The organism is Comamonas sp. JNW (assembly GCF_003105075.1).
Taxonomy (GTDB): Bacteria; Pseudomonadota; Gammaproteobacteria; order Burkholderiales; family Burkholderiaceae_C; genus Comamonas; species Comamonas squillarum.
The window spans coordinates 336,135-356,961 of sequence record NZ_QETI01000002.1 but is presented as its reverse complement, the minus strand read 5'-3'; the positions used below and the strand labels follow the sequence as shown (position 1 = coordinate 356,961).

19 protein-coding genes are annotated in these 20,827 nt (G+C 66.1%); 9 read left to right on the top strand and 10 right to left on the bottom strand.

Annotated features, from left to right (window positions below):
• Positions 1-16: 16 nt before the first annotated feature.
• The 4 genes from DCO45_RS04675 to apbC form a co-directional block, all read right to left on the bottom strand.
• Positions 17-304 carry a hypothetical protein gene (locus tag DCO45_RS04675; protein WP_133248069.1) on the bottom strand — a complete coding sequence of 96 codons (288 nt, stop codon included), beginning with the start codon at positions 302-304 and terminating at the stop codon, positions 17-19.
• Entirely contained in the window at positions 304-2,595 is a 2,292-nt protein-coding gene (locus DCO45_RS04670) for an FdhF/YdeP family oxidoreductase (protein WP_116924734.1), read from the bottom strand. The genes DCO45_RS04675 and DCO45_RS04670 overlap by 1 nt, the downstream gene beginning before the upstream one ends.
• A 118-nt stretch (positions 2,596-2,713) precedes the next feature.
• Positions 2,714-3,685: a LysR family transcriptional regulator gene (locus DCO45_RS04665; RefSeq protein ID WP_116924733.1), complete on the bottom strand. Its 972-nt coding sequence runs from the start codon at positions 3,683-3,685 to the stop codon at positions 2,714-2,716.
• On the bottom strand, positions 3,685-4,776 hold the full coding sequence (gene apbC / locus DCO45_RS04660; protein WP_116924732.1) for an iron-sulfur cluster carrier protein ApbC: 1,092 nt from the start codon (positions 4,774-4,776) through the stop codon (positions 3,685-3,687). The genes DCO45_RS04665 and apbC overlap by 1 nt, the downstream gene beginning before the upstream one ends.
• Before the next feature lie 109 nt (positions 4,777-4,885).
• Here apbC and DCO45_RS04655 point away from each other — a divergent pair, with 109 nt between their 5' ends.
• The 4 genes from DCO45_RS04655 to DCO45_RS04640 all read left to right on the top strand — a co-directional run bounded on the left by DCO45_RS04655 (position 4,886) and on the right by DCO45_RS04640 (position 9,470).
• Positions 4,886-5,464, top strand: a complete 579-nt coding sequence (locus tag DCO45_RS04655) for a restriction endonuclease (protein WP_116924731.1) — start codon at positions 4,886-4,888, stop codon at positions 5,462-5,464.
• Positions 5,465-5,547: 83 nt separating this feature from the next.
• Entirely contained in the window at positions 5,548-6,813 is a 1,266-nt protein-coding gene (locus tag DCO45_RS04650) for a patatin-like phospholipase family protein (RefSeq protein WP_116924914.1), read from the top strand.
• Positions 6,814-6,936: 123 nt separating this feature from the next.
• Entirely contained in the window at positions 6,937-9,087 is a 2,151-nt protein-coding gene (metG, locus tag DCO45_RS04645) for a methionine--tRNA ligase (protein WP_116924730.1), read from the top strand.
• A gap of 5 nt (positions 9,088-9,092) precedes the next feature.
• The gene (locus DCO45_RS04640; protein WP_116924913.1) at positions 9,093-9,470 is read left to right on the top strand and encodes a hypothetical protein; all 378 of its coding nucleotides are present in this window, start codon (positions 9,093-9,095) and stop codon (positions 9,468-9,470) included.
• Positions 9,471-9,491: 21 nt separating this feature from the next.
• Here DCO45_RS04640 and DCO45_RS04635 read toward each other — a convergent pair whose 3' ends face one another.
• Together DCO45_RS04635 and DCO45_RS04630 are read right to left on the bottom strand one after the other, a co-directional pair.
• Entirely contained in the window at positions 9,492-10,166 is a 675-nt protein-coding gene (locus DCO45_RS04635; RefSeq protein WP_116924729.1) for a YitT family protein, read from the bottom strand.
• 162 nt (positions 10,167-10,328) lie between these two features.
• On the bottom strand, positions 10,329-10,823 hold the full coding sequence (locus DCO45_RS04630; RefSeq protein ID WP_116924728.1) for an outer membrane protein assembly factor BamE: 495 nt from the start codon (positions 10,821-10,823) through the stop codon (positions 10,329-10,331).
• 44 nt (positions 10,824-10,867) lie between these two features.
• On the opposite strand from DCO45_RS04630, the gene DCO45_RS04625 reads away from it, so the two are divergent.
• The 3 genes from DCO45_RS04625 (at position 10,868) to DCO45_RS04615 (ending at position 12,434) form a co-directional block, all read left to right on the top strand.
• A complete protein-coding gene (locus DCO45_RS04625) occupies positions 10,868-11,074 on the top strand; it encodes a DUF3460 family protein (protein ID WP_021026491.1) in 207 nt (68 codons plus the stop codon).
• A gap of 129 nt (positions 11,075-11,203) precedes the next feature.
• The gene (locus tag DCO45_RS04620; protein ID WP_230775496.1) at positions 11,204-12,001 is read left to right on the top strand and encodes a ScpA family protein; all 798 of its coding nucleotides are present in this window, start codon (positions 11,204-11,206) and stop codon (positions 11,999-12,001) included.
• Between the two features lie 70 nt (positions 12,002-12,071).
• A complete protein-coding gene (locus DCO45_RS04615) occupies positions 12,072-12,434 on the top strand; it encodes a 5-carboxymethyl-2-hydroxymuconate Delta-isomerase (protein WP_116924726.1) in 363 nt (120 codons plus the stop codon).
• Between the two features lie 117 nt (positions 12,435-12,551).
• Here DCO45_RS04615 and DCO45_RS04610 read toward each other — a convergent pair whose 3' ends face one another.
• Together DCO45_RS04610 and DCO45_RS04605 are read right to left on the bottom strand one after the other, a co-directional pair.
• Complete coding sequence (locus tag DCO45_RS04610; protein ID WP_116924912.1) at positions 12,552-14,120, bottom strand: transporter associated domain-containing protein; 1,569 nt, start codon at positions 14,118-14,120, stop codon at positions 12,552-12,554.
• 243 nt (positions 14,121-14,363) lie between these two features.
• Entirely contained in the window at positions 14,364-16,208 is a 1,845-nt protein-coding gene (locus DCO45_RS04605; protein ID WP_116924725.1) for a chorismate-binding protein, read from the bottom strand.
• Positions 16,209-16,283: 75 nt separating this feature from the next.
• Here DCO45_RS04605 and DCO45_RS04600 point away from each other — a divergent pair, with 75 nt between their 5' ends.
• Together DCO45_RS04600 and DCO45_RS04595 are read left to right on the top strand one after the other, a co-directional pair.
• Positions 16,284-16,916, top strand: coding sequence for a tRNA-uridine aminocarboxypropyltransferase (locus tag DCO45_RS04600; RefSeq protein WP_116924724.1), 633 nt, complete (start codon positions 16,284-16,286; stop codon positions 16,914-16,916).
• Between the two features lie 108 nt (positions 16,917-17,024).
• Complete coding sequence (locus DCO45_RS04595) at positions 17,025-18,554, top strand: M20/M25/M40 family metallo-hydrolase (protein WP_116924723.1); 1,530 nt, start codon at positions 17,025-17,027, stop codon at positions 18,552-18,554.
• A 96-nt stretch (positions 18,555-18,650) separates the two neighbouring features.
• Here the strand turns inward: DCO45_RS04595 and DCO45_RS04590 are convergent, their stop codons facing one another.
• Both DCO45_RS04590 and DCO45_RS04585 read right to left on the bottom strand, forming a co-directional pair.
• Positions 18,651-19,703, bottom strand: coding sequence for a purine nucleoside permease (locus DCO45_RS04590; protein ID WP_116924722.1), 1,053 nt, complete (start codon positions 19,701-19,703; stop codon positions 18,651-18,653).
• Between the two features lie 33 nt (positions 19,704-19,736).
• A complete protein-coding gene (locus DCO45_RS04585; protein ID WP_116924721.1) occupies positions 19,737-20,726 on the bottom strand; it encodes a LysR family transcriptional regulator in 990 nt (329 codons plus the stop codon).
• Between the last annotated feature and the right edge of the window lie 101 nt (positions 20,727-20,827).

The following is a 20,827-nucleotide window of genomic DNA, read 5'->3' as shown; positions in this document are numbered from 1 at the left end:
AACCCTGAGGCGGCGATCAAGCCTCGCCGATCTGCGCCGCAGCCGCTGCGCCGGCCGCCGTCAGCGCCAGCATCCAGCGCCCATCCACCGCCTGGGCAAGCACCCAGGCAGGCTGCTGGGCCTGCTCCAACAGCAGGTTGAGCATCGCCAGCTCGCGCAGCAGGCTGCTGGCAGGGGCATCCAGGCGCTTGGCGATGCGCACCAGCGGTACCGCCTGCCCGGTGCGGGCCTGCTCTTGCGCCAAAGCCGTCAGCAGATGCTGCGCCAGCGGCGAGAGGGCCGGGGCGGTGCTCAACGTCCCCATCACTGCGGTGCTTGGCCGGGCTCGAGCACCACGGGGATCGATTTGGAGGTGGGCGTGCCGGCATGGGCCGCCACGGCCGACAGCGGCACCAGCGGATTGGTCTCCGGGTAGTAGGCAGCCAGGTTACCGCGCGGAATGTCATAGGCCACCAGCTTGAAGCCCTCGACACAGCGCTGCTGGCCATCGTCCCAAACGGTGCGGATATTCACCCAGTCCCCATCGGCCAGGCCCAGCGCGCGGATGTCATCGGCATGGATGAACACCACCCGGCGCTGGCCAAACACGCCCCGGTAGCGGTCATCCATGCCATAGATCGTCGTGTTGTACTGGTCGTGCGAGCGGGTGGTCAGCAAGGTAAACACCTGCTGGTCACGCAGCCGCACACGCGCCCGGTGCGTGGGGGTATCGACCGGCACCGCATGGGCGTGGAAGCTGGCCTTGCCGCTGGCCGTGGCCCAGATGCGCTCGCTGGCGGTGTTGCGCAGCCGAAAGCCACCGGGCACGGCCACCCGCTGATTGAAGTCGGCAAAATCGGGGAAGACCTTGGCGATCTCGTCGCGGATCAGCGCGTAGTCGGCGGCCAGCGCCAGCCAGTCCACCCGGCTGCGCGCGCCCAAGGTGGCATGGGCCAGGCGCGCCACAATCGCCGGCTCGGACAGCAGATGGGCCGAGGCGGGCGGGTTCATGCCCATCGACAGGTGCACCATGCTCATCGAATCCTCGACCGTCACGCCCTGGGGCTGGCCGTTTTGCAGATCGATCTCGGTGCGGCCCAGGCAGGGCAGCAGCAAGGCCTCGCGGCCATGGACCACATGGCTGCGGTTGAGCTTGGTGGTGACCTGCACGGTCAGCGCGCAGCGCTGCAGGCCTTTCCAGGTTTCATAGGTATCGGGCGTGGCGGCGGCAAAATTGCCCCCCAGCGCAAAAAACACCTGGGCCTGGCCATCGCGCATGCTGGCAATGGCGTCCACCGTGTCCATGCCGTGGGCGCGGGGCGGCGCAAAGCCATAGACCTCCTGCAGCCGGTCAAGCAAGGCCGCCGGCGGCTTTTCCCAGATGCCCATGCTGCGGTCGCCCTGCACATTGCTGTGGCCGCGCACCGGGCACGGCCCCGCTCCTGGCCGGCCGATATGGCCGCGCAGCAGCAGCAGGTTCAAAATCATCTGGATGGTGGCCACCGAATGCGCATGCTGGGTAATGCCCATGCCCCAGCAGGCAATCACCTTGTCCGCGCCCAGGTAGACATCAGCCGCCGCCCGCATCTGCGCTTCGCTCAGGCCCGATTCCTGCACCAGCAGCGCCCAGTCTTCAGCCTGCAGGCTTTGCGCCATCGTCTCAAAACCGGTGGTGTGCGCGGCGATAAACGCATGGTCGAGCACGCCGCCCCGCGCCGCCTCCTGCTCCAGCACATGCTTGAGCATGCCATGCAGCGCTGCCAGATCGCCGCCCACACGCAGCTGAAAATAGTGCGTGCTGATGGGGCTGGAGCCCAGGGTCGCCATCTCCAGCTTGTCCTGCGGATCGGCAAAGCGCTCCAGCCCACGCTCGCGCAAGGGGTTGAAGCTGACAATGCGCGCGCCGCGCTTGTGCGCCTCGCGCAATTCGCCCAGCATGCGCGGGTGGTTGGTGCCCGGGTTCTGGCCAAAGATGAAGATCGCATCGGCCTGTTCAAAATCGTCCAGGGTCACCGTTCCCTTGCCCACGCCGATCTGCTCGCGCATCGCCGAACCACTGGGCTCGTGGCACATGTTCGAGCAATCGGGGAAATTGTTGGTGCCGTATTCGCGCACAAACAGCTGGTAGAGAAAAGCCGCCTCGTTGCTCGCCCTACCGGAGGTGTAGAACACCGCCTGGTCCGGGCTGGGCAGCGCGTTCAGGTGCTGGGCAATCAGCGCAAAGGCATCGTCCCAGGCAATGGGCAGGTAGTGGTCGCTGGCCGCGTCATAGACCATCGGATGCGTCAGCCGGCCCTGGTCCTCCAACCAAAAGTCGCTGTGCTGGGCCAGCTCGCGCACGCTGTAGCGGGCAAACAGCTCGGGGCCCGCACGCCGGGCCGTGGCCTCGGCGGCGACGGCCTTGACGCCGTTCTCACAGAACTCGAAGGTCGAGGCATGGTTGCGGTCGGGCCAGGCGCAGCCCGGGCAGTCAAAGCCATCGGGCTGGTTGGCCGACAGCAGCGTCTTGGCACCCTTGAGCGCAATGTCGTGGTGCAGCAGCGTGTTCTTGACACTGTTCAAAGCGCCCCAGCCACCGGCTGGGCCTTTGTAGAAGGCGATTTTCTGTTCTTGCATGGCAGGGACTGGTTAGAACGCGGCTGCGTAGAGATCGTGAACACGTTCTCAGCCCTGCATTTCAACCCGCTGCCCGCTGGCCGTCAAATTCAATGCGGCAATGCCGGCATTCGACAAACTATGGCTGGGGTGGCGGCGCAGTTGCCAAGGCCTGCAAAGCCCCGGCATGCTGCAGGCATTGCTGCTGCCATTCATCCAACGCCATCAGTGCGCGCGCCGCCTCCATAGCGGGCATCGCCTGCTGGGATTGCTGGTAGAGAAAGGCCACCTCGCTCACGACCACCGGCTCGGCCAGCGGCCAGGCGCGCAGACCTGGTGTATGGCGCACGGTCGCCAGCACGGCGCCGGGCACGATGCTGGCCATCTGGCCCTCGCCCACCGCCTGCAGCAAGGCCTGGACCGAGTTGGTCTCCATCGCCGCCTGCACCAGCACTCCGACGGCCAAAAAGCTGCGCTCCACAATCTGGCGGTTGTGCATATCGGGGGTCAGCAGGCACAGCGGCTGCTGCGCAGCCTGCACCCAGGTGAGGGGCTCGGCCGCATGCAGGGTATCGGCCACGCAGGCGCGTGCTGGCGCGGACTGCAGCAGGTAGTAGTGCTCCTGGTACTGGGGCGCGCAGTGGGTGCGCGGGCGGCGGATGCGGTCGCTGTAGCCCAGCGCCAGGTCCAGGCTCAGCTCTTCGAGGCCGCGCTCGATGTCGGGCGAGCTCATCGCATGCAGCGCCGGCACCAGGCCCGGGTGCTGCTGGCGCAGCAGACTGGCAAAGCGCAGCAGCATTGGCATGGCCGTGGGCACGGCCGCCATGCGCAGCTGCCCTTGCAACTGCCCCGCCTGGGCCGAGAGGCGCTGGCGCAGGCGCGCCTCGCTTTGCAGCATCTCAAGCCCGGTTTGCAGTACCTGCTCGCCCTCGGGCGTAAAGCCGGCAAACACCCGGCCCCGGCGCACGATGGCCACGCCAAACTCGGCCTCCAGCGCGCGCAGCGCATTGGACAGCGCCGGCTGGGTGATGTGGCAGGCTTGGGCTGCCCGCGCGAAATGGCCATGCGCATGGAGCGCGGCCAGGTAGCGCATGGCAGCGAGCAGGTTCATCAGGTGTTGCTGCTCACGGAGATCGTCGGGAACTTCGACGAGAAATCCTTGGCCTGCTGCGCAATCTTGACCGCAATGCTGCGCGCCACCTGCCGGTAGATGGCGGCCACTTCGCTGTCGGGCGCGGCCACCACGGTGGGAGTGCCGCTGTCGGCCTGCTCGCGGATCTGCATCGACAGCGGCAGCGCGCCCAGGTAGTCCAGCTTGTAATCGGCTGCCATGTGCTTGCCGCCATCGGCGCCAAAGATATGCTCCACATGGCCGCAGTTCGTGCAGACATGCATGGCCATGTTCTCGATCACGCCAAGGATGGGCACGCCCACCTTCTCGAACATCTTGATGCCCTTGCGCGCGTCGAGCAAGGCAATGTCCTGCGGCGTTGTGACGATCACCGCACCGGTCAACGGCACGCGCTGGCTCAAGGTCAGCTGGATGTCACCGGTGCCCGGTGGCATGTCGATCAGCAGGTAGTCGAGCCCCGCCCAGTTGGTCTGGCGCAGCATTTGCTCGAGCGCCTGCACGGCCATCGGCCCGCGCCAGATCATCGCCTGGTCCTGGTCGACCAAGAGGCCGATCGACATCACCTGCACGCCATGGTTGAGCTTGGGCTCCATGGTCTTGCCATCGCTGCTCTCGGGCTTGCCGTCCACGCCCATCATCATGGTCTGGCTGGGGCCGTAGATATCGGCGTCCAGCACACCGACGCTGGCGCCCTCGGCCGCCAGGGCCAGCGCCAGGTTGGCGGTGGTAGTGCTCTTGCCCACGCCGCCCTTGCCCGATGCCACCGCAATGATGTTCTTGACGCCCGGTATCAGCGGCACACCGCGCTGCACCGCATGCGAGATCACCTTGTTGCTGATGCTCACCGAGACGTTATCCACGCCCGGCACCGTCTTGGCAGCGGCCACGAACTGGCTGCGCAGCTGCGGCACCAGGCTTTTGGCTGGATAGCCCATCTCCACCTCAAAGGCGACGTCGCCACCGTTGATCTGGAGGTTGCGCACGGCACGCGTGCTGACAAAATCTTTGCCCGTATGCGGGTCTTGAACACTGGCCAGCGCGGCCAGTATCGTTGGTTCGGTCACTGTCATCGTGTTTTCTATTCCTGAGACAGCAATAAGTCTAGCGAACCGCGCTTGCCCTTGCGAACCAGCGACAATCTGGGCTTTTGCCCCTGCACCTCTTGAAAGACCTGCACCCGTGAAACTGAAAATGGCCGAGAACTCCGTGTTTGCAATCTTGCTGCGCTCGTCGTGGTGGATCAGTGTGGTGGTCGGAGCCATCATCGTGGTGCTGTGCCTGGCGCTGCTGCCCAAGGACATCCGCTTTGTCGGCGCTGCCGGCAGCCTGCCTTTCCTCGTGATCGGCGCCATGGCCGCCAAGCGCCAGTGGAGCCAGCCCAGCGCTGCGGCCACCGAGGCGCTGCTCGCGCAAGCTGGCGCCATGTCCAGCCGCGATCTGCAGGCCTGGCTCAGCCGCGCCTGGCAGGCCGAGGGCTACGCTGTCACCCCCGTGCAGCAAGGCGCGGCCGATCTGCAGCTGGCGCGCAACGGCCAGACGACCCTGGTGCAGACCAAGCGCAGCAAGGCCGGCGTGCACGGCATCGAGCCGCTGCGCGCGCTGCATGACGCGGCCAGCCAGGCCGGCGCCGCCAGCGTCTATGTGCTGCTGCAAGGCGAGCTGAGCGACAATGCCCGCCTGTTTGCCCGTGACCAAAAAATCGTGCTGCTGCAGAATCTGGAGCTGGCGACCTTGCTGAAAAAGGGCGCGGCGCGCTGATGCTGCACCGCCTGCGCCCGCAGTAGCGATTGAGCGACAGGGCCGCTTGGCGAAGGCCTGCAGTTTCGGCTATGGTGCAGGCCATGTCGCCCGCTCTGCACTACAGCCCCCATTCCGCCGCCACCGCCATCGTGCTCTCCGGCGGCGGCGCGCGTGCCGCCTACCAGGTGGGAGTGCTGCAGGCGCTCTCGCGCCTGCGCCAGAACGCCGGGGCCGACCATGAACCAACGCCCTTTCCCATCGCGGTTGGCACCTCGGCCGGCGCGATCAATGCCGCAGGTCTTGCCTGCGGCGCTGACCATTTCGACCTGGCCGTGCAGCGCCTCTCGCGGGTGTGGCGCAATTTCTCCACCAGCCAGGTCTACCGTGCCGATGCCTTTGGCGTGATGCGCAGCGGCGCGCGCTGGCTGAGCCTGTTGACGCTGGGCTGGGCGCTGACGCGCTGGCACCATAGCAAACCGCGCTCGCTGCTGGACAACGCGCCGCTCCTGGAGCTGCTCAAGGCCGAGCTGCCGCTGGAGAAAATCCCGCACCTGCTGCACAGCGGCAAGCTGTCGGCGCTGGCGATCACCGCATCGAGCTACACCACAGGCGAGCACATCACCTTCTATGAAGCCGGCCCGCATGTGCCCGCCTGGTCGCGCACGCAGCGCCGCGCCATCCAGGACCGCATCAGCCACCAGCACCTGATGGCCTCCTCGTCCATCCCCTTCATCTTTGCGCCCGCCGAGCTGATGCTGCGCGGCCAGTACAACTACCTGGGCGATGGTGCGATGCGCCAGACCGCGCCGCTCGCCCCAGCCGTGCACCTGGGCGCCCAGCGCATCGTTGTCGTCGGCGTCGGCCGCTCACACGAGGTGCTGAACCTGCCCCAGGGCGAACACCCGCCGTACCCCTCGCTCGCGCAGGTGGCCGGCCACGCCCTGTCCACCATCTTTCTCGATGCGCTGTCGGTCGATGTGGAGCGGGCCCAGCGCATCAACCACACCTTGAGCCTGATCCCCGAGGCCGAGCGCGCCCGCAGTGCCTTGCGTCCGCTGGACCTGCTGGTAATCACGCCGTCGCAGTCGCTGGACGCTTTGGCGCTGGCCCACCTGCAAGAGCTCCCTACGCCGGTGCGCACGCTGCTGGGCGCGATGGGCGTGTCCATGCACAGCCAGAACGTGGGCAGCGCAGCACTGGCCAGCTATTTGCTGTTCGAGCCGGGCTACACCCGGGCACTGATGGCGCTGGGCCGAGCCGACACCATGGCCCGGCGCGACGAGGTCTGTGCCTTTTTTGGCTGGGGCAGCCGCCCCACCGGCCCCGCCAAACCCCTGGTCGCGCCAGCTGGCCCCGTAAGCGCCTAGAATTGCTCGGTTCTGGAGCGCCCGCGGGCGCGAGGGCTGGCCGCGCGCCGCCCTGCCTGTGACCAGAATCCGCAACGGCCGCTGGCCTGCGTCCTCTCTGTGATTAGAAAGTTCCGCAACCCTATGTCTCAACGAAAGATTTTCGTCCCCACCGCCCTGCCGTATGCGAACGGCAACTTCCACATCGGCCACATCATGGAGTACATCCAGGCCGATACCTGGGTGCGTGCGCAGCGAATGCAGGGCAATGCGGTCAACTTTGTCGGTGCTGATGACGCCCATGGCGCGCCCATCATGATTGCCGCCGAAAAAGCCGGCAAGACGCCCCAGCAGTTTGTGGCCGACATCGCCGCCGGCCGCAAGCAGTACCTCGACGGCTTCCACATCGGTTTTGACAACTGGAGCAATACCGACAGCCCCGAGAACCACGAGCTGTCCAAGCAGATCTACCTGGACCTGAAAAAAGCCGGCTTTATCGAGACGCGCACCATCGAGCAGTTCTTCGACCCTGAGAAGAACATGTTCCTGCCTGACCGCTTCATCAAGGGCGAATGCCCGCGCTGCCACGCCAAGGACCAGTACGGCGACAACTGCGAGGTCTGCAGCTCGGTGTATGCGCCCACCGATCTGATCAATCCCTACTCGGCGCTGTCTGGTGCCAAGCCGGTGATGAAGAGCTCGGAGCATTTCTTCTTCAAGCTGTCCGACCCGCGCGCGGTCGAGTTCCTGACCAGCTGGACCCAGGACGGCCAGCATGTGCAGCCCGAGGTGGCCGCCAAGATCAAGGAATGGTTTGGCGTGCGCACCAACCCCGATGGCTCGACCAGCGAAGGCCTGGACGACTGGGACATCTCGCGCGATGCGCCCTACTTCGGCATCGAGATCCCCGATGCGCCGGGCAAGTACTTCTACGTCTGGCTGGATGCGCCTGTGGGCTACCTGGCGTCGCTCAAGAACCTGCTGGCCCAGCGCGGCGAAGACTACGACGCCTACATGGCCGACCCGGCGCTCGAGCAGTACCACTTCATCGGCAAGGACATCATCACCTTCCACACCCTGTTCTGGCCGGCGATGCTGAAGTTCAGCGGCCGCAAGACCCCGACCAAGATCTGCGTGCATGGCTTCCTGACGGTGAACAACGGCGAGAAGATGAGCAAGAGCCGGGGCACGGGCCTGGACCCACTCAAGTACCTGGCCCTCAAGATGAACCCCGAGTGGCTGCGCTACTACCTGGGCGCCAAGCTCAATGGCAAGAACGAGGACATCGACTTCACTGCCGAAGACTTCATGCTGCGCGTCAACTCCGACCTGATCGGCAAGTACGTGAACATCGCCTCGCGCGCCGCTGGCTTTATCAGCAAACGCTTTGAAGGCCGCCTGGGCGAAGTGAGCGCTGATGGCCAGGAGCTGCTGGCCGTGCTGCGCGCGCAAAAGGAGGCGATTGTGGCCGCCTACGAGGTGCGCGACACCGCCCGCGCCGCGCGCGAGATCATGCTGCTGTGCGACAAGGTCAACAGCTATGTCGATGCCAACAAGCCCTGGGAGCTGGCCAAGAAGGACGACATGCAGGCGCGCCTGCACGACGTGTGCACGGTCTGCATCGAGGCCTTTCGCATCCTGACCATCTACCTCAAGCCGATGCTGCCGGGCGTCGCCGCCGAAGTGGCGAACTTCCTGATCGTGCCGCCCGAGCAATTTGGCGACGTAGACAAGGCGCTGGGCGCCGGCCACCAGATTGGCATCTACCAGCATTTGATGCAACGCGTGGACCCCTTGCAGCTCGAGGCGCTGTTCGAGACCCCTGCCAGCCAGGAAAAGGCCGCCGCCGCTGCAGCGCCTGCCAAGGCCAAGAAGGCAGACAAAAAAGCCGAGGCCGTGGTGGACCCGAACGCCCCCGGCGGCGAGCCATTGGCCGAGACCATCGGCATTGACGACTTTGCCCGCATCGACCTGCGCATCGCCAAGATTGTCGAATGCAAGGCCGTCGAAGGCTCGACCAAGCTGCTGCAGCTGACCCTGGATGTCGGCGAAAAGGGCGATGACGGCCAGCCGAAGATGCGCAATGTGTTCAGCGGCATCAGCAGCATGTACACGCCAGAGCAGCTGCAAGGCAAGCTCACCGTGCTGGTGGCCAACCTGGCGCCGCGCAAGATGAAGTTCGGCATCTCCGAAGGCATGGTGCTGGCCGCCAGCCACGCCGATGAGAAGGCCCACCCCGGCATCTATGTGCTCGAGCCCTTCCCCGGCGCGCTGCCCGGCATGCGCATCCATTGATCTGCATGGCTGCTGACCGCCCCCGCTGCAAGCCCCTGCGCTCCCTAGCCGCAGGGGCTTTTTACTGCATCTGCGCATCGCTGCTGGGCGGCTGCAGCGTGGTGACCGTGGGCGCCGCTGCCGTCAGCGTGACCGCCACTGCCGTGGGGCTGGCGGCCGATGCAGCTGTGGGCACGGCCAAGGTGGTGGGCAAAGGCGTCGGCAAGGCCTATGACATGGCCACCGGCGAGGAGCAGGACAACAGCGGCATCACCGTGCGCTACCGGGAGCCCAAGCCGGGCGAGACCTTCCCGCCGCAGCAGCAGGCCCAGCCGCTGCCAGCACCCACACAGCCAGCGCCACCGGCCATGCCCCCAGAAAGAGCCATCCCCAGCGGGCCCTGAATGGCGCGGGCTCAGGCCGGGTCAGTTACCGGCATAGCGCCCGGGCCGGTGGCTGATCCACAGGAACACGCTCATCACGATGGCGGCCAGCACCGAGTACGCCACGCGCTCGAGGGGCACGACCCACAGCGCCAGCAGCACGACCGTGCAGTCGATGACCATCTGCACCTTGCCGGCGCGGATGCCATAGCGGTCCTGCAGGTAGAGCGACACGATGGTGGCGCCGCCCAGGCTGGAGCGGTGGCGCGCCAGGAAGAGGCAACCGGTGCCCATCAACAGGCCTCCGGCAATCGCGGCATACAGCGGGTTGAGGTAATCGATATGGATAAAGCGCGGCCCGATATCGACCAGCAGCGCCAGCAGCGCCACCGAGACAAAGGTCTTGATCGTGAACTCCGGCCCCATGCGCGTCCAGGCGAACCAGTAAAAGGGCAGATTGATCGCAAAGAAAATCGCGCCAAACGGCAGGCCTGTGGCGTAGTGCAGCAAGAACGCCAAGCCTGCCGTGCTGCCCGTCAGCAGCCCGGCCTGCGCAAACAGCCCCAGGGTGATCGAAACAAACAGCGAGCCGGTGAACAGCGCCTGTGCATCTTCAAAGCGGCCATGGCGCAGCGCAGGGCCAAGCGACGCGGGCGCAGCGGCGACAGGGCCAGGCAGGGCCGTGGGGCCATCAGGGCGGGATAGCGGTGAGGACATGTCGGGTTGACAGCAAGTTTCATGCCCGCACAAGGGTGGTGCGCGGGGCTGCCTGGCATGGGTAATGCTAGGTATAAACCCGAATTTTAAAGAGTTTCAGCCCGTTACGGTTAGGCATATCCGCAACAGTTCAGGGCCCTTCAGTGCAAATGAAGGCAGCGCTCAGCGGCTATTCACCACCTGGGTGCTGTTGCTGCGCAGCACCTTGCCCTGGGCGTCGAACACCACGGTGAACAGCATCTTGGTGCTGGGCGGGTCGATCCAGCCCCAGTCCCATTCGGCCTCGTTCTTCAGCGGATAGCTGGTGCGCTTGGCCGGCTGGCCCAGCAGGCGGCGGATCTGCTGCTGATCCATGCCCGGCTGCACCTTGGCAAAGTAGGCAGGGGCCAGCACCTGGCGCAGCGCGCTCATCTTGCCGTCGGTGCCAATGGTGATCATGTAGTTCTGCGCACCGGCGGGCTGGCGCGTGTACTCCAGCGTGTGCGAGCCATCGGCCTCGTCCCAGATCTGGTTGGGCTCACCAAAGCGGTCGCGCACGTCCTGCTCGGTGGAGACGTGCTCTTCCAGTTCCTTGATGCGCTGCTGGTCGCAGCCCGCCAAAAACACGGAAACGGCCAGCGCAGAGGTGGCGATTGCAAGCTTGGTGAAGAAGGACATGGTCAGGTTCGGTAGAATCCAGGCACAAGAGGTAAATATACGCTATGTCTTTCTTCCGCCGCCCCGACTACCAATCCGACACCACCCAGTTCCTGCTCAAGCTCAAGGCCGACAAGCCCGAGCTGGAACAAGGCCAGCGCGAAGGCCGTGCCCTGCTCTGGGACAAGGATCTGGACCGCCAGCAGCAAGCCGAGTACCAAACCGCACGTGTGGCGCAAAAGCCCTACGTGTACCAAACCAACCACGATTGATCGCCCTGCCCGCTGCCGGCCGCCTGGCCCGCAGCGGCTTTCGATCCCGCATAGCCCCCGCGCATGGCAACACCCGGCAACCTGACCCAGGCTGAGGACGACGTGCGCCCCGCCGCTGGGGCTGCCGCCATGCCCGAGGTGGTGGATCAGGTCGCGCTCGCGCGGCTCTACGGCGAGCCGCTGTTTGCCATGCCCACCGACCTGTACATCCCGCCCGATGCGCTGGAGGTGTTCCTGGAGGCGTTTGAAGGCCCGCTGGACTTGCTGCTCTACCTGATCCGCAAGCAGAACTTCAACATCCTCGACATCCCGATGCTGAGCGTCACCCGCCAGTACCTGAGCTATGTCGACGAGATCCGCAGCCGCAACCTGGAGCTGGCCGCCGAGTACCTGCTGATGGCCGCGATGCTGATCGAGATCAAGTCGCGCATGCTGCTGCCGCCCAAAAAGCAGGCCGAGGGCGAAGAAGCCGAAGACCCGCGTGCCGAGTTGGTGCGCCGCCTGCTGGAGTACGAGCAGATGAAGCTCGCCGCCCAGGGCCTGGGTGCCGTGCCGCAGTATGGGCGCGACTTCATCAAGGCCCAGGTCTTTATCGAGCAGGCGCTGCAGCCGCGCTTTCCCGATGTGGAGATGTCCGAGCTGCAAGAGGCCTGGCGCGACATCCTCAAACGCGCCAAGCTGGTGCAGACCCACAAGATCACCCGCGAGGAGCTCTCGGTGCGCGAGTACATGAGCGCGATCCTCAAGCGACTGCAAGGGCGGCGCTTTGTTGAGTTCGAGGACATCTTCGAGCCGGAAAAAGGCAGCACCGTGCTGGTGGTGACCTTCATCGCGCTGCTGGAGCTGGCCAAGGAAACGCTGATCGAGATCACCCAGGCAGAAGCCTTTGCGCCCATCTATGTGCGGCTGTCCTATACGCCCGTCTAGCACGGCGGGATCGGACCGAGCCGCTGCCCAAGCCCCTTTTCACTGCCCTTTATTCCATCGGAGACACACCATGCCGCATCTCGTCATCGAATACACCAGCAACCTGGAGAACTTTCCCGAGGCCCATCTGCTCGATGCCCTCAACGCCGCCGTCATCGCCAGCGGCCAGGTGCAAAACGAGCAGGACCTCAAGAGCCGCACCGTGCGCACCGAGCAGTTCGTCATTGGCGCCGACCCCACCGCCCTGCGCGGCTTTGTGCATGCCGAGCTGCGCCTGCTGGCCGGCCGCACGCCCGAGGCCAAGCGTGACCTGTCCGACCGCATCGGCGCGGTGCTGCGCGAGTTCACGCCCCACCCCGAAGGCATGCTGGTGCAGCTGAGCGTGGACATTGTCGACATGGACCGGGGGGCGTACTACAAGGGCACGCTGTAAGCAGCCTTCAGGGGCCGCGAGCTTCGCGGCACCGCCAATACAAAGGCCTGCCGTCTCTCTGAAGACGGCAGGCCTTATTCATGCAGAGGCGGTGCCAGGCAGCCGCCTACGCAGGGGTCAGTGCTCCAGAGGCATCTGGCCCTTGTTTTCCTTCTCGATGCGGATCTTGCGCATCACGCCATCGGTGGCCTCGGTGACGGAAAACTGCCAGCCATCGATCACCACCACATCGCCTTGCTGGGGCAGCGCGCCGTTGAACTCGGTGAGCAACCCGCCCAAGGTGGTGAAGGCATCGGCCGACGACACCAGCTCACTGGAGCCCAGCAGCTGCTGCACCATGTGCACATCGGCTGCGCCGCTGGCAATCCAGGTGTCGGGCTCCCCGTCCACCGCCTGGATCGTGAAGCTCTCGTCCTCGTCGGGAAACTCGCCGGCAATCGCCTCGAGCACATCGACGGGCGTCACCACGCCGCTCATCACATGGAACTCGTTGATCACGATGACCATATGGCCCTTGGACTGGCGCAGGTCGTTGATCAGCGCGATGACGCCAGCCCCCTCGGGCACCATCAGCGGCTTGCGGATGGTGGCCGGCTGGATGGCGCCATGCCGCATCAGGTCCATCAGCATGTCCTTGGCGCGCGCCACCCCCTGGAGCTGGTCCACATGGCCCAGGCACACCGGCAAATGGCTGTGCGGATTGTCAGCGAGCGAGCGCTGGATGGCCTCGGCATCGTCATCCAAATCAACCCAGTCCACGTCCGAGACTGGCGTCATGATCGAGCGCACCTTGCGGTCTGCCAGCGCCAGCACGCCGCTCACCATGATGCGCTCTTCGGGCGCAAAGGTCAGCTCGGCCTCGGCGGCGGCCGGGTCGTCCTGCGCATGCTCGGCCTGGGCATTGCCACTGCGCCCGGCCATCAGCGACAACACCTTGAGGGCCGTGCGCTCGCGCAGCGGCACGCGCTGCTCATGGCGGATCGCGTTGCGCGAGGACACCTGGTTGAAGGTCTCGATCAGGATCGAGAAACCAATGGCGGCGTACAGATAGCCCTTGGGCACATGGAAGCCCAGGCCTTCGGCCACGAGGCTGAAGCCGATCATCAGCAGGAAGCTCAGGCAGAGAATGACGATGGTCGGGTGCGCATTGACAAAGCGGGTCAGCGGCTTGGAGGCAAACAGCATCACACCGATCGAGATGATGACCGCTGCCATCATCACGCCCAGGTTGTTGACCATGCCCACGGCCGTGATTACCGCGTCGAGCGAGAAGACCGCATCGAGCACCACGATCTGCGCGACCACGGCCGAGAAGCTGGCGTAGACCGTGCTGCTGGACTTGCTCATGCTCACGCCTTCCATGCGCTCATGCAGCTCGGTCGTGGCCTTGAACAGCAGGAACAAACCGCCCAGCAGCAAGATCAGGTCGCGCCCCGAAAAACTGAGCGGCCCGACGGAAAACAGCGGTTGCGTGAGCGTGACCAGCCAGGAGATGGCGGTGAGCAGCCCCAGGCGCATCACCAGGGCCAGCGACAGGCCGATGACACGCGCCTTGTCCCGCTGGTGGGGCGGCAGCTTGTCGGCCAGGATCGCGATAAAGATGAGATTGTCGATGCCCAGAACGATCTCCAGCACCACCAAGGTGAGAAGACCAATCCATATCTGCGGGTCGGAGAGCAGCTCGATCATGCGGCGCTCCCTTCAACGGGCAGAGACACCGTCAGCGGTGTACTGGGGCTAGAACGAAAGAACAGCGACAGCGTGGTCGCACACGGGAGAGGCTCAGGGTCCGGGTTGTCGGGCATAAAATCCGAAGGGTTGCTAAACAGCCTCCATGGTAGCGTGCGGCAAAAAAACCCTGGGCCTCTGGCCCATTCGTCACGGTGGCGACATGCTGTGATTCTGCAGGCACCGGCCTTTTTGCCGGGCTCAGCCAGCCATTCCGGCCTGCGGCCCCACCGGCGCCTCACCCAACACCCGAGCCGGTATCCAGCCGCGCAGGCTGTTGAGAAAAGCCCAGGCCTCAACACGCGGCGCATCGCTCAGTGTTACCACCGCTTCCACCACCTGACCCGCCTCCAGCGCCAGGCGGCGCCCTACACCGGGCAACAAGCCGCAATGCAGCGCGGGGGTGACCCAGCGGCCATCGAGTTGCATGGCGATATTGCCCCGGGTGGTCTCGGTGATCTCGCCAGCCTCGTTCCACAGCAGGGTGTCAAACACGCTGCTGTCCTGCGGCGCCCAGCGCTCATAGTGCGCGCGGCGGCTGGTCTTGAAGCGCACAAACTCGCCATGCGCCTCGGCCAGTGGCGCAGGCGCCCATTGCAGCACCACCTGCGCGGGCGATGGCGGGCATGCAAAGGCTTCGGCCTGGAAAGTGCCCTGGGCATCAAGCAGCAAGCGCAGGCGCCACAGGCCTTGCGGGTGGGATGCAGCCAGCGCGTCCAAAGCCGCTTGCGCGGCCACCGCATCCCAGCGGTAGCCAAAATGCGCGGCCGCAGCGGCCATGCGCTCCAGGTGCAGCGCGGCATGGCGCAGCTGGCCACCGTCCAGCGCCAAGGTCTCGATCAGGCTAAAGGGCATGCTGGCCCGCTCCAGAAAAGCGCGCTTGTGCATCCATTCGCGCCACTCACCGTCGGCCGTCGCATCGGCAGTGATGCCGCTGCCAATACCGCATTGCAGTTGCGTGCCGCGCAAGGCCACGGTGCGGATCGGTACATTGAAAGTAGCGCGTATGCCCTCTGCGCCATCGGAGCGCACCACGCCCAGCGCGCCACAGTACCAGCCGCGTGGCTCCGTCTCCAACACAGCAATCGCCTGCATCGCCGCCCGCTTGGGCGCGCCGGTGACCGAGCCACAGGGAAACAAGGCCTGCAGCACATCGACCAGGCCGGTGCCCTGGGGCAGGCGGGCACGCACGTCCGAGGTCATCTGCCAGACGGTGGGAAGGGCCTGCAGCGCAAACAGCTGGGGTACCTGCACACTGCCCAGCTCGGCGATGCGCGCCAGATCATTGCGCAGCAGGTCGACCACCATCACGTTCTCGGCGCGCTCCTTGGCCGATGCGCGCAAGGCCTGGGCCTGGGCCTCGTCCTGCGCGGGGCTGGCGCCCCGTGCGGCGGTACCCTTCATCGGGCGGGTGAGGATGTCGCCTGCGCCCGCCTCCGGCTGATGCCAGTCGAAAAACAGCTCGGGCGACACCGACAGCAGTTGCTCCTCACCCCGGTCGATATGCAGCGCATAGCCACCGGGCTGGGCCTGCTGCAGCGCGGCAAACAGCGCGGCGCCGTCCACATCGCCGCCGCCAGGCAAGGCGCTATCGCCTTGCAGCTGCTGGGTGTAGTTGATCTGGTAATAAGCGCCGTCGCGGATATCGGCATGGATGCGTGCCATCTGCATATCGAACTGCGGGCGGGCGAGCGTGCTGCGCCATTGCACCTGCACGGCAGGCGTCTGTGCCTCAGGCAGCTGCGCGATGTCAGCAGCTGGCGCATCCCACACCGCAAACCAGGCCAGGGGCTCGCCGCTGAGCGCTGCCTGTGTGGGCAAATAGGGGTTCAGCGCGGTGGCGGCCTCATAGCGCAGACCACCGACGCAGCAGGCCCCGGCGCGCGCGGCCTGCTCCACAGCATCCAGCAAGGCGCGCAACGATGGCGCATCCTGCGCCTCCAGCACGCGGTCGGGACCCGTCAGGCTCAGGCGCAGGCGCTCCCGTTCGCCAGACAAAGGCTGGCCCATGTCGATGCGGGCAGAAAAGGGCTTGTGCGCTGTCATAGGGGCGCCAGCATAGCGGCCTGGCCTTGTCCTTGCAGCACAATAGCCATCTTGTCCGCTTCTCACGCCACACCTGTGCCCTCCGCCCCGCGCCGCGCCCAATGCCCCAACTGCCTGCGTCCGCTAAGCGCCTGCATCTGCGCGCTGGCGCAACCGGTGCAGGCTGCCACCCAGGTGCTGATCCTGCAACACCCGCTGGAGCTGCAAGAGGCAAAGGGCACCGCGCGCCTGCTGCACCTGTGCCTGCCGGGCAGCCAGCTGGTAGTGGGCGAGGCCTTTGACCCAGTGCAGCTGCAGCAATGGCTGCATGGCCCCTGGCCGGGCGCGCAGGCACCGCAGCAAACGCTGCTGCTCTACCCCCAGACGCCCGACCAGCCCGCCGCCTTGAGCACGGCGGCGGGCAGCGATGCGCCAGCAGGCATTCGGCGCCTGGTACTGATCGATGGCACTTGGCGCAAAAGCCGCAAGATGCTTTACGCCAACCCGCTGCTGGCCCAGTTGCCCCGCCTGGCGCTGACGGACACCGGGCCGGCCGGCTACCGCATCCGCAAGGCGCCGCGCGCGGGCCAATTGTCGACCCTGGAGGCCGCCGCGCTGGCGCTGCAGCAGCTGGAGGCCTGGCCCGGTGGCGCGCCGCCGCTGCAGGCGCTGCAGCAGTCCTTTGACGGGCTGATCGCACAATACGAACGCCTGCGCACGGCACACTGAGCGATTGGCGCCCTGGCGACAATGCGCCCGCCTGCGCCCCCGTGGGTGAACGCGCACTCGGACATACTCCAGACCAAGCTGTTTTTTTATCTCTGACGGAGCCCTTGCATGAAGTTCTCGACCCTCACCCTGCTCAGCGCTGCGCTGTGCGCCGCCGGCCTGGCACAGGCCGCTGCCCCCTCGGATGCCAGCGTGCAAAAGGCCAGCAGCGCCAGCCTGCGCGAATGGATCGAGGTGCTGGCGCTGCCCAATGACTCGAATGTGGCGGCCGACATCGAGAAGAATGCGCAGTGGTTCAAGGCGGCGCTGGACAAGCGCGGCTTCCAGACCCAGCTGCTCCCCAACCAGGGCAAGCCCATGGTGCTGGCCACCCTGCCGCCCGTGCCCGGCGCCACCAAGACGGTGCTGTTCTACGCCCATATGGATGGCCAGGCGGTGACGCCGGCCGAATGGCAGCAGGAGAGCCCCTGGAAGCCGGTGCTCAAGGAACGCCAGGCCGATGGATCCTGGAAAGAGATTGCGCTCGACCAGCTCTACGGCGCCGAGCCCAACCCCGAGTGGCGTGTGTTTGGCCGCTCCTCGTCCGATGACAAGGCCCCCATCATCATGCTGATGGCCGCCCTCGATGCGCTGAAGCAGCAGGGCCTGGCGCCCAGCACCAATATCAAGATCCTGCTCGACTCCGAAGAGGAAAAGGGCTCGCCATCGCTGGGCGGTGTCATCAATGCGAACCTGGATGCCTTGAAGGCCGATGCACTGCTGGTGCTCGATGGCCCCATGCATGCCAGCAACCGCCCGACCCTGGTATTTGGCAACCGGGGCGTGGCCCAGGCCACCTTGACCATCTATGGCCCGAGCCAGGATCTGCACAGCGGCCACTATGGCAACTATGCCGCCAACCCCGCGTTCACGATGGCGCAGCTGCTCGCCTCGATGAAGGCGCCCGATGGCCGCGTGCTCGTCAAGGGCTACTACGACGGCATCCGCTTTGATGCCCCCACCCAGGCCGTGATGCAGGCCGTGCCCGATGACGAAGTCGCGCTGCGCAAGCGCCTGGGCATTGCCCAGGCCGAGAAGGTGGGCAACAACTACCAGGAGTCGATGCAGTACCCCTCGCTCAATGTACGCGGCCTGCAAAGCGCCGATGTAGGCGCCAAGGCCCGCACCGTGGTGCCCGCCCAGGCGATTGCCGAGCTGGACCTGCGCACGGTCCCCGAGACCCCACCCGAGCGCCTGCTGCAGCTGCTCAAGACCCATATCGAAGGCCAGGGCTTTACCTTGATCGAGGGCGAGCCCAGCGCCGAGCAGCGCGCCCAACACCCCAAGCTCGCCAGCCTGAAGATGGGCGGCGTGTCGGCCTCGTCCAGCGCCGTGCGCACCGATCTGAACGCTCCCATTGGCGACTGGCTGCGCCAAGGCATGCAGCAGGCATGGGGCCAGGCCCCTGTGCAGATCCGCATGATGGGCGGCACGGTCCCCACCGGCGCAGCGGTGCAGGCGCTCAAGGTGCCCTTTGTGATCGTGCCCATGGTCAATGCCGACAACAACCAGCACAGCAAGAACGAGAACATGCGCCTGGGCAACTACTTCGATGGCGTCAAGAGCCTGGCGTCCATCCTGAGCCAGCCCTGGAAATAAGCACAAAAAAAGGCCCCCCAAGTGCATGGGGGGCCTGCGGTACCGGGCCGGGCCGGGGCGCTCAGCCCAGCTCAATCCAGCTCAACCCCGCTCTGATCAGCGCTGGGCCGGCACGCCATCCTTCCATTGCGGCCAGTCCTTGACGACGGTGTCGACAAAGACGCCGCCGACGGCCGCCACATTGGCCACCGTCTCGGCAAAGCCGCCCGCGGTTTCGCCGGGCTTGGGGTCCAGGTGGGCCTGGGTGGTTTCCTGCGGGTTGCCCTGGTCAAAATTGACCGAGCCGCGCAGGCTCAGAACGCGGTCCGTGCCATGGCTGCGCTTCAAGACCAGCGCAATGGCGGCGGCCTCCATCTCGGTGGCGACATAGTCGTCCGCACCGTAGAGCTTGGCAATGTACTGCGCCTCTTGGGACAGGCCAGGGCCGTGGAAGAAGGTGGCGCCCGTCATGTGCGTGCCCACATGCACGCTGGGCGCCTTGCGCGCGGCCGCATCGGGGTAGCGCAAGCGGTAGCGCTGGGCTGCATCGCTGTCCTGCAGCGGCACGGCGCGGCTCATCGCATAGGCGGCCTGGGTCAGGGCCGGGTTCAGCGCAAAGCGGCGGTAGTCTTCATAGCCCTTGCGTGGCATGAACACTGGCGCACCGGCCTGGCCCTCTTCGGGCGCCCAGCGGTGGCCCAGGTCGTAGTCAACCAGCCAGCTGCCCCAGGTCACATCGCCAATGGTGCCGCGCGAAGGCGGGGTGCCGGCCACGCCGCTGATCACATAGTAGGCTCGGTCAAAATTGAACTGCGGGTTCAGCACGATGGCCTGCATCGACGCCGAGGCATTGACCTTGCCCATGCCCAGCACACTGCCGCAAACCCCATCGGCATTGCAGAACACCGGCCCCAGCGCGCCGGGCACCTGGATAGGCCGGGCATCGCGGAAATAGCGCTCATACCAGTGCTGGAACTCACCGGCCCGGTCACCGGTGTTGGCACCGATCTCGAACATGGCCGCGACAAACACCTTGACCTGGACCGGCGGCGCGGCCTGCGCGGTCTGGGCCGCGCTGCGGCCGGTGCTGGCGCAGCCGGACAGCAGCGCCAGCAGCAAGGCGCTGGCGCACAGCGGACGGGCGAGAGAGCGAAGCGGGGCACGGGACATGGGGCATTTCTCCTGGGTCAGATCACCGGCCTATCACTGCGGCCCGGCATGCTGCGCATTGTAGGCCGGCAGGCTGGCTGCAGCCTGGGCCAGCGCGGTCAGCAAGGCATCGACTTCGGGGACCGCTGCCCGGTGCAGCGGCAGCAGCACCTGGGTGCGGAACGGAATCGAAAAAGCCAGCGGCCGCTGCACCAGGCCCTGGCCCATGCAGGCCTGCGCGGTGAAGGGGTTCACGATCGCCAGGCCCAGACCGTTTTGCACCATCGCGCATACCGCCACTGCGCTGTGCGTCTCCAGCAGCATCTGCCGGCCCACGCCGGCATCGGCAAACACCTGGTCGATCTGGATGCGGTAAGGATCGCCCTCGGCCAGGCTGATAAAGGCCTGGCCCGCGAAGTCGGCGGGCTGCAGCCGCTTCTTGCGCGCCAGCGGGTGGCCTGCGGGCAGCACGGCCACCTCATCGACCGCCGGCAGCGCCACAGCGCGCGTGCCCGCTGGCGCCTCGCCCTGCTCGGTCAGCCCCAGGTCATAGCGCTGGGCGGCCATCCACTGCTGCAACAGCGGCGCCTCCTGGGTGGCAACACTGACCGCCACCGGCCCTTGCGCCTGCTGCATGCGCGCCAGCGCCGCCGGCAGCAGCGCATGGCTGAGCGCAGGCATGCTCAGCACACTGATACGCGCCGCCTGCGGGCGCGACAGGGCCACTGCCCGGTCAATCACCCGGTCGAGCCCCTGCCAGCTGCGCTGCACCTCTTCCCATAGCGCCAAGGCGCGTGCATTGGGCCGCAGCCTGCCTTGCACCCGCTCAAACAGCGGGTAGCCCAGCAGCTGCTCCATGCGGGCCAGATCGCGACTCACCGTCGGCTGGGAGCTGAACAGCAGTCCCGCCGCGCCGGTCACGCCCCCGGCCAGCATGACGGCGCGGAACACCTCGATATGGCGGTGCTGCAGCCGCGGCGCTGAGGGGCTGGGCTCCGGATGGAGATCGGAAGCGGATGGGACCGGGGCTGGCGGACGGGGCATGGCGGCTGGGCAACTCGAGAAAGACATATCCATTATGAATGACATCCCGATAAATAAGCATTAGACCAAATACCCTGCCCCAGGCACACTGGCAAGCTGTT

Excerpts from the sequence above, each read along its gene's own strand:
- DCO45_RS04640 (WP_116924913.1), top strand. The coding sequence starts at position 9,093 with ATGGCTGCTGACCGCCCCCGCTGCAAGCCCCTGCGCTCCCTAGCCGCA.
- DCO45_RS04590 (WP_116924722.1), bottom strand. The coding sequence starts at position 19,703 with ATGTCCCGTGCCCCGCTTCGCTCTCTCGCCCGTCCGCTGTGCGCCAGC.
- metG (WP_116924730.1), top strand. The coding sequence starts at position 6,937 with ATGTCTCAACGAAAGATTTTCGTCCCCACCGCCCTGCCGTATGCGAAC.
- DCO45_RS04670 (WP_116924734.1), bottom strand. The coding sequence starts at position 2,595 with ATGCAAGAACAGAAAATCGCCTTCTACAAAGGCCCAGCCGGTGGCTGG.
- DCO45_RS04620 (WP_230775496.1), top strand. The coding sequence starts at position 11,204 with ATGCCCGAGGTGGTGGATCAGGTCGCGCTCGCGCGGCTCTACGGCGAG.
- DCO45_RS04675 (WP_133248069.1), bottom strand. The coding sequence starts at position 304 with ATGGGGACGTTGAGCACCGCCCCGGCCCTCTCGCCGCTGGCGCAGCAT.
- DCO45_RS04615 (WP_116924726.1), top strand. The coding sequence starts at position 12,072 with ATGCCGCATCTCGTCATCGAATACACCAGCAACCTGGAGAACTTTCCC.
- DCO45_RS04605 (WP_116924725.1), bottom strand. The coding sequence starts at position 16,208 with ATGACAGCGCACAAGCCCTTTTCTGCCCGCATCGACATGGGCCAGCCT.
- DCO45_RS04585 (WP_116924721.1), bottom strand. The coding sequence starts at position 20,726 with ATGCCCCGTCCGCCAGCCCCGGTCCCATCCGCTTCCGATCTCCATCCG.
- DCO45_RS04625 (WP_021026491.1), top strand. The coding sequence starts at position 10,868 with ATGTCTTTCTTCCGCCGCCCCGACTACCAATCCGACACCACCCAGTTC.
- apbC (WP_116924732.1), bottom strand. The coding sequence starts at position 4,776 with ATGACAGTGACCGAACCAACGATACTGGCCGCGCTGGCCAGTGTTCAA.
- DCO45_RS04665 (WP_116924733.1), bottom strand. The coding sequence starts at position 3,685 with ATGAACCTGCTCGCTGCCATGCGCTACCTGGCCGCGCTCCATGCGCAT.
- DCO45_RS04635 (WP_116924729.1), bottom strand. The coding sequence starts at position 10,166 with ATGTCCTCACCGCTATCCCGCCCTGATGGCCCCACGGCCCTGCCTGGC.
- DCO45_RS04650 (WP_116924914.1), top strand. The coding sequence starts at position 5,548 with ATGTCGCCCGCTCTGCACTACAGCCCCCATTCCGCCGCCACCGCCATC.
- DCO45_RS04595 (WP_116924723.1), top strand. The coding sequence starts at position 17,025 with ATGAAGTTCTCGACCCTCACCCTGCTCAGCGCTGCGCTGTGCGCCGCC.
- DCO45_RS04630 (WP_116924728.1), bottom strand. The coding sequence starts at position 10,823 with ATGTCCTTCTTCACCAAGCTTGCAATCGCCACCTCTGCGCTGGCCGTT.